Origin of the sequence: Brevundimonas sp. GW460-12-10-14-LB2 (assembly GCF_001636925.1) — a bacterium.
In the GTDB taxonomy this organism is placed as follows: Bacteria; Pseudomonadota; Alphaproteobacteria; order Caulobacterales; family Caulobacteraceae; genus Brevundimonas; species Brevundimonas vesicularis.
In genome coordinates, this window is sequence record NZ_CP015511.1 from 1973034 (window position 1) to 1989012 (window position 15979).

Genomic DNA, 15979 nt, shown 5'->3' on the forward strand with positions numbered 1-15979 from the left:
TCATTCGCCGCGCCGCGTTGCTTGGTCATGTCTCTAGGGTCCTTAGACGTCGCCGGCGGGTCGCACGGCGACCTCGTCCGGGGTTCTGAGATCGACACGGGCGAAGCCCAGGTCGAGCAGGCGTTCGCGCTGATCCAGCGCATCGAGGCGGATCAAAGCCGCCTCCTGTTCGGTGGCGGGCAGTTGGATCAGGCTGCCGTCCTTAAGACGCAGGTCCCAGCGTCGCTCGTCCACGCGCACCAGGGCGTCCACCATCCCCATCAGTCGCGGGCGTTGGGCCAGCAGTGGCAGGATGTCGCCCGCCGCCACGTCGGCGCCCTTGCCAACGACGAGCGGCAAGGTCGGATAGCGGCGCGCGTCGGCGCCGTCGATGACCTGGCCCCGGTTATCGATGACCTTGATCTGACCGGCCTCCTGCCAGACGGCGAGGCGGTCGTGTTCCTTGACCTCGACGATCAGGGTGTCGGGCAACAGGCGCACCACGCGCGCCTCCTTGACCCAACCCACGCCCTGAACCCGCGTGCGAATGGCGTCCAGATCCAAGCTGGTGATCGGCTGACCGGAATACAGGCCGAGCGCGCGCTGGATCGCCGGCTCGGCCTCGGGCGAGGCGCCGGTGATGTGCACCCGCTTCAGCGTCAGGCCCATGCCGGCCGTCAGATTGTCCAGTCCATGCGAAACCGAGGCGCCGATCCGCTCGGCGCGGGCGCCCGTGGCCAGAACCCCGACCAGCAGCAGCGCGCCGGCGCCCAGGGCGATCACGGCGGTGCGAGGCGAAATATCGACACGGCCGATGGCGGCCATCTTGCCGGGAACGGCGGACGCGTTCTGGGCCCCGCTGCGCGACCGTCCCCCGCCTTTGGAAGCCGAACCGCGCTGTGGAGCCTGATTAGAACCCTGTCGCCGACCGCCGCGAACTACCGCGGGCATGAGGCGTCCTCCACCATCCACCGAACCAGATCGTCATAGCTCATCCCGGTATGGGCGGCCTGCTCGGGCGCGAGCGAAGTCGGGGTCATGCCGGGCTGGGTATTGACCTCCAACAAGACCAGATCGTCCTTAACATCATCATAACGGAAGTCGGATCGCGACACGCCTCGGCACCCCATGGCGACGTGCGCCGCCTCGGCCTGACGAAGCGCCTTGTCGAATACGTGCGGCGGCAAGACCGCGGGCAGGACGTGCACCGATCCGCCGGGCGCATATTTGGCCTCGTAATCGTAGAAGCCCTTGGTCGGGGTGATGTCCGTGACGGTCAGGGCGCGAGGTCCGGCCGGTTCGCCCAGCACGGTGACGCACAACTCCTTGCCGGCGATATAGGGCTCGACGACAACCTGCTCGCCGTAAGCCCAGCCCGGCTCGCCCACTTCGGAGACCGGACGGTTGGCGCCCTCGCGCACCAGGAAGACGCCGACGGACGAGCCCTCAGCATTGGGCTTGACCACATAGGGAGGGTCGATGACGTGGCGGCTGGCGACTTCGTGACGATCATAAAGACCACCGCCCGGCACCTTGATACTCGCCGCGCGCAGCACGGCCTTGGACTTGTCCTTGTCCATCGCCAGGGCCGAGGCCAGCACGCCGGAATGGGTGTAGGGAATCCGCAGGGTCTCCAGCACGCCCTGAACACAGCCGTCCTCGCCCCAAGCTCCGTGCAAGCAATTCAGCACCACGTCCGGCTTGATTAGGCCGGACAGCACATTGGCCAGATCCCTCCCGGCATCCACACGGCTGACGCGCACGCCCTGCCGCTCCAGCGCCTGCGCGCACTGCTCGCCCGACGAGAGGGATACCTCCCGCTCTGCGGAAAGGCCGCCCATCAGGACGGCGACGTGAAGAGAAGAGAAGGGGCGGGTCATCGGCGGCTCCAGAACCAACTGGATGCCGCGCAGGTCGTTAACAGCCCGTCAACCAAACCGTAATGGCGTCACTGAAGTGTTGATGGCGCCGGCGTTTCGACCACGACGACCGGGTCATCCGCACCCGTGACCTGAGGCGCAGCCGCCTCTGCGACCGTCTCGGATGGCGGAGTCAGGTCCAGCGCGTACAGATATGCGCCCTGACACTGTTCCTTGTCGCCATACGACCATTCCGCTGCGCGGTGAAGCAGGCCTGCCGTTGCGGCCGGCGACGTGGGCGCCAACAGATCGTCGCGTAACGTCATGTCCGGTCGCAACTGCTCGCCCGACAGATCAAACGCTCCCGCATAGACGGCCTCGCCGTCGCGGGCCTCGAACCCGGAGTTCCCCAGGCAGAAATGGGTGATGTACTGGCCGACATTGACCGCGCTCAGACGCCAGCGACCGGGCGGCACCGAGAAGGTCTGGGTCACGGCCCGCGTGCGATCGCCGCGACCAGCGCCGCGCGTTGGCAGGGCGACGGCGAACAGCGCCGGACGACCGTCCTGCTCCCAGGGCTGAATATCGGGCGCAGGTCCCTGGCGGGTAAAGAACAGAGTGCGGCCGCCCTGCTCCGCCATGCCGGTCAGACGCACGGTGACGAGAGCGTCCCCGGACGCCACGGCGACGTCCTCCGGCTTTAGCGCGCGCGGTGGACGCGCGGTGCGCGGGGCCTGCGGGCCTTTACGGGCGGCCGGCGGCGTGGCGCTTTGCGGCGGCAAGGCTTGAAGGCTCAACGACGCCTTATCCAGATCGCCCGATTTTCCGATCAGCACCGTGTCGCCGCGCAGAGCGTCGTTGTCATAGATGCGAACGATCTCCCCCTTCGGCTGGTCGGCGCCGACGTGGTCCGCCAAGGCGGCGTGGAGTTCCGCCTGCTCCAGCGCGTCCAGCGCCTTGCCGTCGGTCTCGTCCAGTCGAACGACACGCCAACCGTTCACGACCATGCAGTTTTCGACATTGGCGGCGACGCCTCTGCGCTCGTGCATCCCGTTCATCGCGCCCTGGATGACGCCGACCACCAACATGCCCAGCAGACCACCGGCCGCGCCAGCCGCGGCGGCGCTGTTGTCATCAGGCTGCGTCATCCGCGAGGCCTCGACCAGACATTCGTTCAACGCGGCGTCGTGCTGCGCCAGATCGGCGCCCGCCCGGTTGAAATAGGTATAGCCCGCGCTGGACCGCGTCAGATCGATCCGGTTCTGGCCGCCCGCAACCGCAGGGCCGACCGCCGTGCGGGTGACGAGTTGGGCGTGGGCCGGTTCTGCGACCATGGCAACAAGGCCGACGACGGCTGCGATACGCTTCATCTGATTTCTCCCCCGAGAAATCCTCACCTAACGTGCGGCATGTCCTTGCGCAACCGCCGATCAGCGTCGGCCGATCCGCTTGATTTCCCATTCTAGCTGAACGCCGGTCTTGGCCAGGACATCGGCGCGAACCGCCTCGCCCAGGCCTTCGATGTCTGCGGCTGTCGCCTCGCCGGGATTGATCATGAAGTTGGAATGCAGTTCGCTGAACTTGGCCCCACCGCCCGTCTCGGCGTGCAGCTTGCCGCGCCAGCCGGCCTCATCCACCAGCTTCCACGACGAATGGCCCTCGGGGTTCTTGAACGTCGAGCCGCCCGTCTTCTCGCGGATCGGCTGGGTGGTCTCGCGACGGCTGGTGATCTCGGAGATCCGGGCCGCCACCGCCTCGGGTTCGTCGGGCGCGCCGCGATAGGTCGCCTCGATCCAGATGATGTCGGACGGCGCCTGGGAATGGCGATAGGTGTAGCCGAAGTCGGCCAGAGCGTAGTCGACCCGCTCGCCCGCCCGCGTCAGGCCCCAGGCCGAAACCAGCACGTCCTTGGTCTCGGAGCCATAGCAACCGGCGTTCATGGTCAGGGCGCCGCCGATCGTGCCCGGAATACCGGCGTAGAACTCCAGCCCGGCGATCCCCGCCCTGGCGCTGGCCTTAGCGACCATCGAGTCCAGCGCGCCCGCGCCGGCCGTGACCGTGTCGCCGTCTGTCGTGATCTGCGCCCACGGGCGGCCCGCCAAACGGATCACCACGCCCTCGACCCCGCCGTCACGGACGATGATGTTTGATCCGACGCCCAGAACCGTCACCGGCACGGCCGGGTCCAGCGCCTTCAGGAAGTCCGCCAGATCCGCGGCGTCCGCTGGAATGAACAGGGCCTCGGCCGCGCCGCCTACCCGGAACCAGGTATAGGGCGCCAGCGGCTCGTTCCGCAGCAGCTTGCCGCGCACCTCGGGCAGACCGTTCACGCCAGAGCCTCCAGCTGCGCCGGCAGGCCATAGGCCCAGCTGGTGATATCGCCGGCGCCCAGCAGCACGACGACGTCGCCGGATTTGGCCTCGTCCTTGATCAGGCGTGGCAGGACGGCGGCGTTCTCCAGGGCCTGGACGTGACGATGGCCGTAGCGGCGCACTCCGTCGGCCAGGGCGTGCTTGTCCACGCCTTCGATCGGTTGTTCGCCGGCGGGATAGACGTCGGCGACGATCACGCTGTCGGCGTCCGAGAAGCAGGTCGAGAACTCGTCCATCAGGTCGCGCAGGCGGGTGTAGCGGTGCGGCTGAACCACGGCGATGACCCGTCCGTCCGTCACTTGACGGGCGGCCTTCAGCACGGCGGCGATCTCGACCGGGTGGTGGCCATAGTCGTCGATGATGCGAACGCCGCCCACGACGCCCGTGGTGGTGAAGCGGCGCTTGACCCCGCCGAACCCGGCCAGGCCGGTGCGGATCGCGTCGTCCGACACATCCAGCTCGCGCGCCACGGCGATCGCGGCCAGGGCGTTCGACACATTGTGCCAACCGGCCATCGGCAGATGAACGCCGGAGATCACATGGGTTTCGCCATTCTGGATGACCACGTCGAAGCGACAGCCGTCCGGCCCCATCTCGACATTGTCGGCCCGCACCATCGCCTGCGGATTGACGCCGTAGGTCACGAGCCGCCGGTTATCGATGGCGGCGACCAGCTTTTGCACTTCGGGATGGTCCAGGCAGACAGCAGCGAAGCCGTAGAAGGGGATGTTCTCGACGAAATCGATGAACGCCTTCCGCACCCCGTCGAAGTCGCCGTAGTGGTCCAGATGTTCAGGATCGATGTTGGTGACGATGGCCACCGTCGACTTCAGGCGCAGGAAGCTGCCGTCCGACTCGTCCGCCTCCACCACGATCCAGTCGCCGTCGCCGACCTTGGCGTTGGTGCCATAGGCGTTGATGATGCCGCCGTTGACCACCGTAGGATCCAGGCCCGCCGCATCCAGCAGGGCCGCCACCATCGAGGTCGTGGTCGTCTTGCCGTGTGTGCCGCCCACAGCGATCGAGAACTGTAGCCGCATCAGCTCGGCCAGCATCTCGGCCCGGCGCACCAGCGGGATGCGGCGCTCGCGGGCCGCCTTCATCTCGGGATTGTCGGCCTTGACCGCCGTCGAATAGACCACCGCTGAAACGCCCTCGCCCACATGGGCGGCGTCGTGGCCGATGAAGATCTTGGCGCCGAGCTGTTCCAGCCGTTCGGTATTGGCGCTCGCCTTGGCGTCAGAGCCCTGCACCGAATAGCCGATCTTCAGCATGATTTCGGCGATGCCGCTCATGCCGATGCCGCCGATGCCGACGAAATGAACGGGACCGAGGTCGAACGGGACGGGGCGAAGGCGTGCGATCATTTTCGCCTCATAAACGCCGCCTCGCCTCCTGCGAAGGGCGCGCCGCATACGGAGCGAACTTTTCTAAGGACGATCGGGCGCGGCTGTGCGCGAACTCGCACAGAACTATTGCGCCTCCACCGAGTTGTCTTCGGGAACGCGCGCGGCTCCCGCTTGCGCCGCTGCTCCAAAGGACTCCCAAGATGGCCAAGAACGCAAAGCCGGCCGGCGCGCCAACAATCGGCAACGCCGGCGAGGTGCACCAGACCGCCTCGACGCCTGAGACCCGCCTGACCACAAATCACGGGACGCCGATCAGCGACAATCAGAACTCGCTCAAGGCCGGCCCGCGCGGCTCGACCCTGCTGGAAGACTTCATCCTTCGCGAGAAGATCCAGCATTTCGACCACGAGCGTATCCCTGAGCGGATCGTTCATGCCCGCGGCTCTGCCGCCCACGGCTTCTTCGAACTGACCGACAGTCTGTCGAAGTTCACCACGGCCAAGATCCTGACCGAGGTGGGCAAGAAGACCGAACTGTTCACCCGCTTCTCGACCGTCGCCGGCGGCGCGGGGTCTGTTGATACGCCGCGCGACGTGCGCGGCTTTGCGGTCAAATTCTATACGACCGAGGGCAACTGGGACCTGGTCGGCAACAACATCCCCGTCTTCTTCATCCAGGACGCGATCAAGTTCCCGGACCTGATCCATTCGGTGAAGATGGAGGCCGACAAGGGCTATCCCCAGGCGGCCAGCGCCCACGACACCTTCTGGGACTTCATCGGCCTGATGCCCGAGAGCATGCATATGGTCATGTGGGCCATGTCGGATCGCGGCATCCCGCGCAGCCTACGCATGATGGAAGGTTTCGGCGTCAACACCTTCCGGCTGATCAATGCCGAAGGCGAGGCGACTCTGGTCAAGTTCCACTGGCGGCCCAAGCTGGGCACGCAATCCACCTGCTGGGACGAGGCGGTAAAGATCGCCGGCGCCGACCCCGATTATCACCGCCGCGACCTGTATGAGGCCATCGATCAGGGCGACTTCCCCGAATGGGAGTTCGGCGTGCAACTGTTCACCCAGGACCAGGCCGACGCCCTGCCCTTCGACATTCTGGACGCCACCAAGCTGGTGCCGGAAGAAGAATATCCTATCCGCGTGATCGGCCGCATGGTTCTGGACCGCAACCCGGACAACTTCTTCGCCGAAACCGAACAGGTCGCCTTCCTGCCGACCAACATCGTGCCGGGCATCGACTTTTCGGAAGATCCGCTGCTGCAGGGGCGGCTGTTCTCCTATCAGGACACCCAGCTGTCGCGCTTGGGCACGGTCAACTTCCACCAGATCCCGATCAACCAGGCCAAGGGCTGCCCCTTCCAGAACTTCCAGCGCGACGGCCATATGCAGATGGCAGTGCCCAAGGGCCGCGCCAACTACGAGCCCAACAGCTTGGCCGAAGCGGGCGAGGACGGCGGCCCGCGTGAAGATCCCAAGGGCGGTTTCCGCACCGCGCCTGTTCCAGTCGAGGGCGAAAAGGTCCGGCTGCGCGCTGAAAGCTTCGCCGATCACTACAGCCAGGCACGGCTGTTCTTCCGCTCCCAGACCGAGATCGAACAGGCCCATTTGGCCAGCGCCATCGTCTTTGAACTGTCCAAGGTGTCGCTCGCTCACGTTCGCGAGCGTGTTCTGGCCAATCTGCAGAACGTCGATGAAACCCTGGCCCAGCGGGTCGCAGACGGCCTGAACCTGCCCCTGCCCAAGGCGTCCGACCCCGGTGTGGCGCCCATCGATCTGGACGCCTCGCCTGCCTTGCGCATCGTCGGCAAATATCCCGACACCCTGAAGGGCCGAAAGGTCGCCATCCTGGTCGCCGACGGTTCGGACGGTGCGGTCGTCGACGCCGTGAAGGCGGCGGTTGAAGGCGACGGCGGCTCGGTCTTCATCGTCGCGCCCAAGATCGGCGGGGCCAAGCTGAAGGGCGGCAAGGCCCTGGCCGCAGACGGGCAATTGGCCGGCAGCCCGTCGGTCCTGTTCGACGCCGTCGCCATCGTCCTGTCCGACGACGGCTGCGCCCAGATGCTGAAAGAAGGCGCCGCGGTCGATTTCGCCAAGGACGCCTTCGGCCACCTCAAGGCCATCGGCCACACGCCCGAGGCCCAGCCCCTGCTGGACAAGGCGGGCGTCGAGCCGGACGCAGGCGTGATCGATCTGTCCAAGGCCCCAAAAGCTTCCTCGCCCCCGCCCGCACCCGCCAATGGGATCGCGAGCCCAAGGTGCGCATGTTGGCCTGACCGCAGTAAACTTGATCAGAACGACAGAGGGCCGGGCGATACGTCGCCCGGCCCTTTCGTTTTCAGCATCGCGACGCGGTCAGCTGTCGGCTTGCCAGCCGCCGGCCAAGGCGCGGAACAAGGCGATCTGGTAGGTGGTGACCAAGGCGTCGGACTGGGCCAGAGCGGCGTCGGCCGCCGCTTGGGTGCGTTCGGCGTCCAGCACCAAAAGGAAGCTGTCGGCGCCGGCGTTGAAGCGCAGGCGCGACAGGTCGGCGGCGCGGGCGGCCTGATCCCTGGCTTCGGTCAGGGCTGCACGGCGGTCCAGTTCGTTGGCGTAGTTGCTGAGCGCCGTCTCGGTTTCCTGAAGCGCCGTCAGCACCGTCTGGTCGAACGTAGCGAGCGCCGCGTCCGAACGGGCGCCGGCGGCCTTGATCTGGGCGCGGGCGGCGAAGACGTTGGGGAAGGACCAGCTGATCAGCGGACCAAAGCTGAAGCGGAAGTTCTGGTCGTCGCCCAGTTCACCCGAGTCCAGCGCGGTGGAGCCGAACGATCCGCCCAGGCTGATCTGCGGAAACAGGTTTGCGGTCGCCACGTTCACGCGCGCGGCGGCGGCGGCCAGTTCGGCCTCGGCCTGGCGCACATCGGGACGGCGGGCCAGAAGCGCCGCACCATCGCCGACCGGGATGGGCTGGCTGAGCTGGGGCGGACGCACGCAGGCGGCGGCGGCCTGGCTGGCCTCGGCCGGGGTGCGGCCGGTCAGGGTCGCCAGGCGGAACAGCGCCTCGTTACGGGCTGCGCGCAGGGTCGGCAGGGTCGCCGCCGTCTGGGCCAGGGCCGCGCGGGCGCTGGCCACGTCCAGCCCCGTGCCCGCCCCGCCGTCGAGCAGGGTTTGGGTCAGATTGGCGGTGTTGCGTTGCAACTCCAGCGTCCGTTCGGCCACCGCGATCTGCGCATTGGCCGAGCAGGTGTCGGCATAGGCGCGGGTCGTCTCGGCCGCGACCGTCACCTGGACCGTGGCCAGGGCGGCCTCGGCGGCGCGGGCGTCGGCGCGGGCGGCGCGGATGGTGGATTCCACCCGTCCGAACAGATCGACCTCATAGGCCGCCTGAATGCCGACGTCATAGGTGTCGATTTCGGGCGCATCCTGCCCGGCGGGCAGGCCTTGGACCGTGGCGGCCGAGGCGCGGCTGCGCTGGGCCTGGGCGCTGGTCGTCGTGGTCGGGAAACGACCTACGCGGGCCTCTGACAGCGACGCCCGGACCGCGCGCAGATTGGCGAAGGCGGCTTCGAGCTGGTTGTTCTCGGCGAAGGCCTGCTGGATCAGGGCGTCCAGCGTGGGGTCTTCATACAGCCTCCACCAGTCATCGCGCGCTGCGGCGGTCGAGACGGTGGGACTGGCCGCGCCGACGAAGGCGCCTGTGCCGGCGACGGGCAGGTCGGCGACCGGCGCCTTGGGCCCGACCGCGCAGGCGGCCAGCAGGGCGCTGGAGGCTGCGGCGGTCAGGAAGCTGAGGGTCTTGTTGCGGGTCATCAGATGTCCCCTCCCCGGCCGGTCGCGGGCGCAGGCGCGTTCGGATCGGTCAGGTCGCTGGTTTCGTCATAATGCACGGGCCGGTCCGAAGGACGGTCAGGCGTCGGGGTCGGTTTCTTGCCTTGCGGCAGTTTCGAGGACAGCCAGCGGCTGACCACATAGAAGACCGGGGTGAAGATCAGGCCGAAGAAGGTCACGCCCAGCATGCCCGAGAAGACGGACGTGCCCAGCGATTGCCTCATCTCCGCGCCCGGCCCCGAGGCCAACATCAGCGGCACGACGCCGAGGATGAAGGCGAAGGAGGTCATCAGGATCGGACGCAGGCGGGTCTTGGCGGCGGCGACCGCAGCCTCGAACCGGTTCATGCCTTGCTCTTCCTCGGCCTGTTTGGCGAACTCGACGATCAGGATGGCGTTCTTGGCCGCCAAAGCGATCAGAACGACCAGGCCGATCTGGACCAGGATGTTGTTGTCCAGGCCGCGCAGGTTCACCCCGATGATGGCCGCCAGCAGACACATCGGCACGATCAGGATGACCGCCAGCGGAAGCGTGAACGCTTCGTACTGAGCCGCCAGCACCAGGAAGACGAACACCACCGCCATCAGGAAGATGACCGTCGCGCCGGAACCCGCCGCCTTCTGCTGATAGGCCAGACCCGTCCATTCGTAGGAGAAGCCCTGCGGAAGGGTCTGGGCGGCCATGGTTTCCATGATCTGCAGCGCCTCACCGGAAGAGACCCCTGCCGCCGCGTTGCCCTGAAGTTCGGCCGCCGGGAACAGGTTGTAGCGCACGATCCGCGCCGGTCCGGAATCGTTGACCAGATTGGCCACCGATCCGATCGGCACCATGGCGCCCGTGGACGACTTGGTCTTCAGATTGGCGATGTCGGCGATGTCGTCGCGCGCCGTCGGCTCCGCCTGCGCCGTCACCCGGAAGGTGCGGCCCAGCATGTTGAAGTCGTTGACGTAGGACGAGCCCAGATAGACGCCCAGTGTGTCGAACACCGAACTGGGTTGGACGCCCAGCATCAGCGCCTTGTCACGGTCGACGTCGGCGGTGATGCGCGGCGAGGCCGTGTTGTAGGTCGAGAAGACCTGGCTGACCTCGGTCGGCTTCTGCGCGGCAGCGCCCATCATGGCGAAGGTCGCGCCTTCCAGCGGACGATAGCCGGCGCCTTCGCGGTCCTGGATCATCATCGAGAAGCCGTTGCCGGTGCCCAGACCCTGAACCGCCGGCGGGGCGATGACGAATATCTGAGCGTCCTCGATCTGTCCGGTCGCCTGGGTGATGGCGCCGGCCAGGGCCGTGGCGGCCTCTTCCTTGGAGCGTTCCTCGAAGCCGTTCAGACGCACGAAGATGGTGGCGGCGTTGGAGCCGAACGAGAAGCTGGAACCGTCCAGACCGGCGAAGGCCACGGTGCCGTTCACCCCGGCGGTGCCCTGGATGATCTTGGTGGCGCGTTCCATCACCGCCTGGGTGCGGTCCAGAGATGCACCGGCCGGCAGTTGGATGACACCGATCAGGAAGCCTTGGTCCTGTTCAGGGATAAAGCCCGAAGGGGTGTCGACCAGACGCCAGGCGGTCAGGCCCAGAAGACCGGCATAGATGATCAGAACCAGACCCACCGTGCGAACCAGACGCGCGGTCAGGCGCCCGTAACGATCCGACAGCCAATCGAAGCCGTCGTTGAACTTCCGCCCGGCCCAGCCGCCATAATAGACGACCGTGCCCAGGATGCCCGGCTTGCGAGCGTGCTCATGATCCTTCTTGTGCGGCTTCAGCAGCAGGGCGGCCATGGCCGGCGACAGGGTCAGGGACACGAACAGCGAGATGACCGAGGCCGAGGCGATGACGACCGCGAACTGGCGATAGAAGATGCCGGGAATGCCGGGCACGAACATCGTCGGCACGAACACCGACACCAGCACCAGGCCGATGGCGATCAGGGCGCCGGAAACCTCCTGCATCGATCGATAGGCGGCCTCCTTGGGACTGAGCCCCTCACCGATGGCCCGCTCCACATTCTCAACCACGACGATGGCGTCATCCACGACGATGCCGACCGCAAGGACCAGGGCGAACAGGGACAGGGAGTTGATCGAATAGCCCAGCGCCAGCTGCACCGCGAAGGTGCCGACCAGGGCGACAGGGATGGCGACGATGGGGATGATGGCCGCGCGCCAGGTCTGCAGGAAGACCATGACCACGATGATGACCAGGATGACGGCTTCGACCAGGGTGTGCTGAACCGACTCCACCGACGCGGCGACGAATTCGGTCGGGTTGTAGGGCACGTCCACCTTCATGCCGGCGGGCACTTCGGACTTCAGGGCCTCGACCTCTTTCAGGACGCGGTCGGCGGTGCCCAGGGCGTTGGCGCCCGGCTGTTGAACGATGGCGATGCCGACGCCGCGCTGGCCGTCGAAGAAGCCGCGGATGCCGTAGTCCTGGGCGCCCAGTTCGATCCGCGCCACGTCGCGCAGATAGGTGACGCGCCCTTGGGCATCCGTCTTCAGGACCACGTTGGCGAACTCATTGGGATCGCTGAGACGGCCCTGAACCTGGACCGGCAGCTGGAAGGCAGCCGCGCTGTTGGGGAACGGCGGCTGACCGATGGAGCCGGCGGCGGCCTGAACGTTCTGGGCGCGCAGGGCGGAAACGATCTCGGGGCCGGTCAGACCGCGCTCGGCCGCCTTGGCCGGGTCGATCCAGACGCGCATCGAATAGTTGCCGCCGCCGAACACCTGAACCGCGCCCACGCCCTCGATCCGCAGCAGACGGTCCCGAAGCGTGGAGTTGGCGTAGTTGCCGATATAGTCGTTATCCAGGGCGCCGTCGGGCGACGTGAGGCCCAGGATCATCAGGAAGCCGCTCTCGGCCTTGTTGACCACGACGCCCGTCTGGCGAACCGCCTCGGGAAGGCGGGGCTCGGCCAGCGCCACCCGGTTCTGGACCAGCACCTGTGCCGAATCCAGGTCCGTGCCGGGCTGGAAGGTCACCGTGATGGCCACCGCCCCGTCCGATGTGGACGATGACGAGATGTAGAGCATGTTCTCGACGCCGTTCACCTCCTGCTCGATGGGGGCGGCGACGGTTTCGGCCAGGGTCTCGGCCGAGGCGCCGGGATAGGCGGCGTTGATGGTGATCGTCGGCGGCGCGATCTCCGGATACTGCGACAGCGGCAGCAGCGGATAGGCGGCGATGCCGATGATGGACATCACCACCGCGATCACGGCCGCGAAAATCGGCCGGTCGATGAAGAAGCGGGAGATATTCATGGCTTAGCCGGCCGGCAGGCTGTTGGCGAAGGAGGCGCTGGACGCGGGCGCCGCCTGGGTGACGGGCGCCTGGGACGCATCGCCGGCGACGGGTTCGATCTTCCCGTTCTTCGGCGTGACCTTGGAGCCCGGCTGAGCGGCGCGTTGCAGACCCGCGATGATGACACGGTCGGTCGGGGCCAGGCCCGAACGGACGACGCGCAAGCCCTGCACGATCGGGCCGAGCTGAACGGCCTTGTTCGTCACGGTGCCGTCGGCGTTGACCACGGCGACGGTGCGGCGGGCCTGATCCGTGCCGATGGCCGAATCCGGCACCAGCAGGGCGTCATAGGCGCCCGCGCCCGCGACCTGGGCGCTGCCGAACATGCCGGGACGCAGGAAGCCGTCGGCGTTGGGCAAGATGGCCCGCAGGCGGATCACGCCCGAGGCGGTGTCCACGGCGTTGTCCGAGAAGTCGAGGCGGCCGGTGTGCTTGTAGGTGCTTTCGTCCTGCAAGCGCACATTGACGACCGCACCCTGATTGGCGCCGCCCTGACGCAGGTATTTCAGCAGCACCGCTTCAGAGCCGTCGAAGACGAAGTGGATCGGGCCGCCCGAGATGATGGTGGTCAGGATGTCGCCGGCCGACGAGCCGCCGGCGATGACATTGCCCGGATCGACACGACGGTCGGACACGCGACCCGAGGTCGGCGCGGTGACGCGGGTGTACTCCAGGTTCAGACGCGCATTGCGGACGGCGGCGTTGCCGGCCGCCAGATTGGCCTGGGCCGCATCGACGGCCGCCTTGTTGGAATCATATTCGGCCTTGGACACGGCCTGCGAGGCCAGCAGGGCTTCGCTGCGGGCCAGGTTGGCGCGGGCCAGCGACAGTTGCGACTGGGCCTGGGCCACCTGGGCCTGAGCCTGGGCCAGCGCGGCCTGCGCCGGGCGCGGATCCAGGGTGAACAGCAGCTGGCCCTTCTGAACCATCTGACCGTCGCGGAAGTGAACCGCCTGAATATAGCCGCCGACGCGGGCGCGCACGTCCACGCTCTCGACCGCTTCGAAGCGCCCGGTGAACTCGTCCCAGTCCCGCACCTGCTGCTTCAGCGGCACAGCTACCGTCACGGGCGGCGCGCCTTGCGCGGGCGCCTCTGCCTTTGGGGAACAACCATAAAGCGCACCCGTCACCATGACGGATACCGCCGCAATCTTCAGCCCGCGCATCTGCGCATCTCCCTGTCGGAGGTAAATCCCTGTCGTGCGGACAGAGGCCGATGGGGAGTCGGCCTTGTCAACGCGTGGTGACTTAATGGTCGGAGCCGTGGCGCTTGTCAACAGACGTTGACAAAGCCATATGTGATCTACGGTTATTGTCTGTGGAGTATCATCACCTTGTTATGTCCCGGCCCACGCCCGAGAAACGCCGCCGCCACGCGCACGGCCATTCTCGATGCTGCGCGCGAGAGATTCGCGGCCGAGAGCTATGACGACGTGGGCATGCGCGACATCGCCCGCGATGTCGGCGTCGATGCGGCCCTGATCAGCCGCTACTTCGGCTCCAAGGACGATCTGTTCCTCGCCGCGCTGGACAGCTGCGGCGACGGCAGCGCCCTGATGCAGGGCGAAAAGGCCGACTTCGGCCGGCGCGTGGCGCACGAGATCGTCTTCGAACCCAAGAAGGCCGAAAAGCTGAAGGGCATGTCGATCATGCTGCGCTCCATCGGCTCGGCCAAGGCGTCGGAGATGGTTCAGAACACCTGCACCCAGCGGTTCTTCGGCCCGCTGGAGGAATGGCTGAGCGGGCCGGACGCCACGGTCCGCGCGCGTCTCCTGGCCGGCTTCATCATGGGCATGTCGGTCAGTCGCGAACTGGGCGGCGGCAGCTTCAACATTGAACCCGCCCAATGTGAGGAGATGCGCGACCGACTGGCGCCCATTCTTCAGTCCCTGATCGACGGCTGACCCCATCGCCGAAATGAAAAAGGGCGCGGAGGCTGACCTCCGCGCCCTTTGTCTTGTCTGACGACCAGCCTCAGTGGGAGGCGGTCGAGGTCACTTCGGTCCGCGCCTTGGTGCGGATGCAGCCGATCGCGAAGATGGTCAGGCCGACGTAGCCCAGCATCGGCACGATGAAGGCGGGCTGAAGCTTGCCGGCTGCATCAGCGATATGCGCCGCGATCTGCGGCAGCAGGGCGCCGCCGATGATGCCGAACACCAGCAGGCCCGACGTCGCCGACGTTGGGGCGGTCGAGCGCTCCAGCGCCAAGGTGAAGATGGTGGGGAACATGATCGAGTTGAACAGGCCGATCGACAGGACGGCGTAGGCCGCCGTCGGGCCGCCGATCTGGCTGACGGTCAGGCACAGGACGGCCGCCGCGACGGTGCAGCAGGCCAGGACGATGCCGGGGCGCACCTTGGTCAGGACAGCTGAACCGATGAAGCGGCCGACCATGGCGCCGCCCCAGTACAGGGCGACCATCTTGCCCGCCGTCTCGATGGGGGCGTTCAGGATGTCGGGGCTTTCCAGGAAGTTGGTCAGCATGCCGCCGATGGCGACTTCGGAACCAACGTAGAGGAAGATGGCCAAGGCGCCGAAAACGGCCCACGGCGACGACAGGGCCTTCAAGGGCGAAACCGCATTGTGCGATTCAGGCGCGGCCGCATTGATCTTCTTGCGCGCCGTGAAGATGAAGACGGCGATCAAGGCGAAGAAGGCGCCCATTCCCAGGAAGGCCATGTCGATGCTGCGCAGCGACTGGGTGCGGGTTGCGGCGGTGACCACAGCGCCAGCGGCGAAGACGCCGCCCGTCAGCAGGACGTGCGAGCCTAGCCAGGGGCCGACGGTCGTACCCAGCGAGTTGAAGGCCTGCGACAGGTTCAGACGGCTGGAGGCGCCCTTGGGGCTGCCCAGCTCGGCGACCAGCGGATTGGCCGCGACCTGCAGCAGGGTGACGCCCGAGGCGATGACGAACAGGGCGATCAGGACGCCGGGATACCAGTCGGCGGCGGTGGCGGCCGGCACGATCAAGCAGCCCGCGACCATAACGATCAGGGCGCCGATGATCGAACGGCTGTAGCCCAGCTTGCTGAGGACCGAGGCGGCCGGCAACGACATCAGCCCGTAGGCGATGAACCAGGCGAAGGTGGTCAGGAAGGCCTCGGCGTTGTTCAGGTCGAACACGCGCTTCACCGCCGCGATCAGCGGGTCGATCAGCGAGGTCGCAAAGCCCCAGGCGAAGAACAGCGTGGTGACATAGGCGAAGGCCAGGCCTGCGCCCTGGCGTTTTCCGGCGTCCGGAACGGTCATGAATGATCCCCCAGTGAAATCGAACGGCCGCGCTGTGGTCGCGCGGTTCTCAT

The 15979-nt window shown here is 66.9% G+C and carries 10 protein-coding genes and 1 pseudogene; 2 read left to right on the forward strand and 9 right to left on the reverse strand.

What is annotated here, in order from left to right:
• Positions 1–42 precede the first annotated feature (42 nt).
• The 5 genes from A4249_RS09890 to murC form a co-directional block, all read right to left on the reverse strand.
• Complete coding sequence (locus A4249_RS09890) at positions 43–930, reverse strand: cell division protein FtsQ/DivIB (RefSeq protein ID WP_066552319.1); 888 nt, start codon at positions 928–930, stop codon at positions 43–45.
• Positions 918–1859: a D-alanine--D-alanine ligase gene (locus A4249_RS09895; RefSeq protein ID WP_066555025.1), complete on the reverse strand. Its 942-nt coding sequence runs from the start codon at positions 1857–1859 to the stop codon at positions 918–920. The genes A4249_RS09890 and A4249_RS09895 overlap by 13 nt, the downstream gene beginning before the upstream one ends.
• Before the next feature lie 68 nt (positions 1860–1927).
• Positions 1928–3208, reverse strand: coding sequence for a hypothetical protein (locus A4249_RS09900; protein ID WP_066552321.1), 1281 nt, complete (start codon positions 3206–3208; stop codon positions 1928–1930).
• A 60-nt stretch (positions 3209–3268) separates the two neighbouring features.
• Positions 3269–4168: a UDP-N-acetylmuramate dehydrogenase gene (gene murB, locus A4249_RS09905; protein WP_066552325.1), complete on the reverse strand. Its 900-nt coding sequence runs from the start codon at positions 4166–4168 to the stop codon at positions 3269–3271.
• Entirely contained in the window at positions 4165–5577 is a 1413-nt protein-coding gene (murC, locus tag A4249_RS09910) for a UDP-N-acetylmuramate--L-alanine ligase (RefSeq protein ID WP_066552330.1), read from the reverse strand. The genes murB and murC overlap by 4 nt, the downstream gene beginning before the upstream one ends.
• Positions 5578–5759: 182 nt before the next feature.
• Here murC and A4249_RS09915 point away from each other — a divergent pair.
• Positions 5760–7709: pseudogene (locus tag A4249_RS09915) on the forward strand (catalase); the annotation flags it as partial.
• A gap of 216 nt (positions 7710–7925) precedes the next feature.
• Here the strand turns inward: A4249_RS09915 and A4249_RS09920 are convergent.
• The 3 genes from A4249_RS09920 to A4249_RS09930 are packed head-to-tail and all read right to left on the reverse strand — an operon-like array spanning position 7926 to position 13843.
• Complete coding sequence (locus A4249_RS09920) at positions 7926–9359, reverse strand: efflux transporter outer membrane subunit (RefSeq protein ID WP_066552332.1); 1434 nt, start codon at positions 9357–9359, stop codon at positions 7926–7928.
• On the reverse strand, positions 9359–12637 hold the full coding sequence (locus A4249_RS09925) for an efflux RND transporter permease subunit (protein ID WP_066552333.1): 3279 nt from the start codon (positions 12635–12637) through the stop codon (positions 9359–9361). The genes A4249_RS09920 and A4249_RS09925 overlap by 1 nt, the downstream gene beginning before the upstream one ends.
• A 3-nt stretch (positions 12638–12640) precedes the next feature.
• Positions 12641–13843 carry an efflux RND transporter periplasmic adaptor subunit gene (locus tag A4249_RS09930; RefSeq protein WP_039244573.1) on the reverse strand — a complete coding sequence of 401 codons (1203 nt, stop codon included), beginning with the start codon at positions 13841–13843 and terminating at the stop codon, positions 12641–12643.
• Positions 13844–13975: 132 nt separating this feature from the next.
• Here A4249_RS09930 and A4249_RS09935 point away from each other — a divergent pair, with 132 nt between their 5' ends.
• Positions 13976–14581 carry a TetR/AcrR family transcriptional regulator gene (locus tag A4249_RS09935; protein ID WP_257722451.1) on the forward strand — a complete coding sequence of 202 codons (606 nt, stop codon included), beginning with the start codon at positions 13976–13978 and terminating at the stop codon, positions 14579–14581.
• Between the two features lie 70 nt (positions 14582–14651).
• On the opposite strand, the gene A4249_RS09940 is transcribed toward A4249_RS09935, so the two are convergent.
• A complete protein-coding gene (locus tag A4249_RS09940) occupies positions 14652–15926 on the reverse strand; it encodes a sugar MFS transporter (protein WP_066552338.1) in 1275 nt (424 codons plus the stop codon).
• Between the last annotated feature and the right edge of the window lie 53 nt (positions 15927–15979).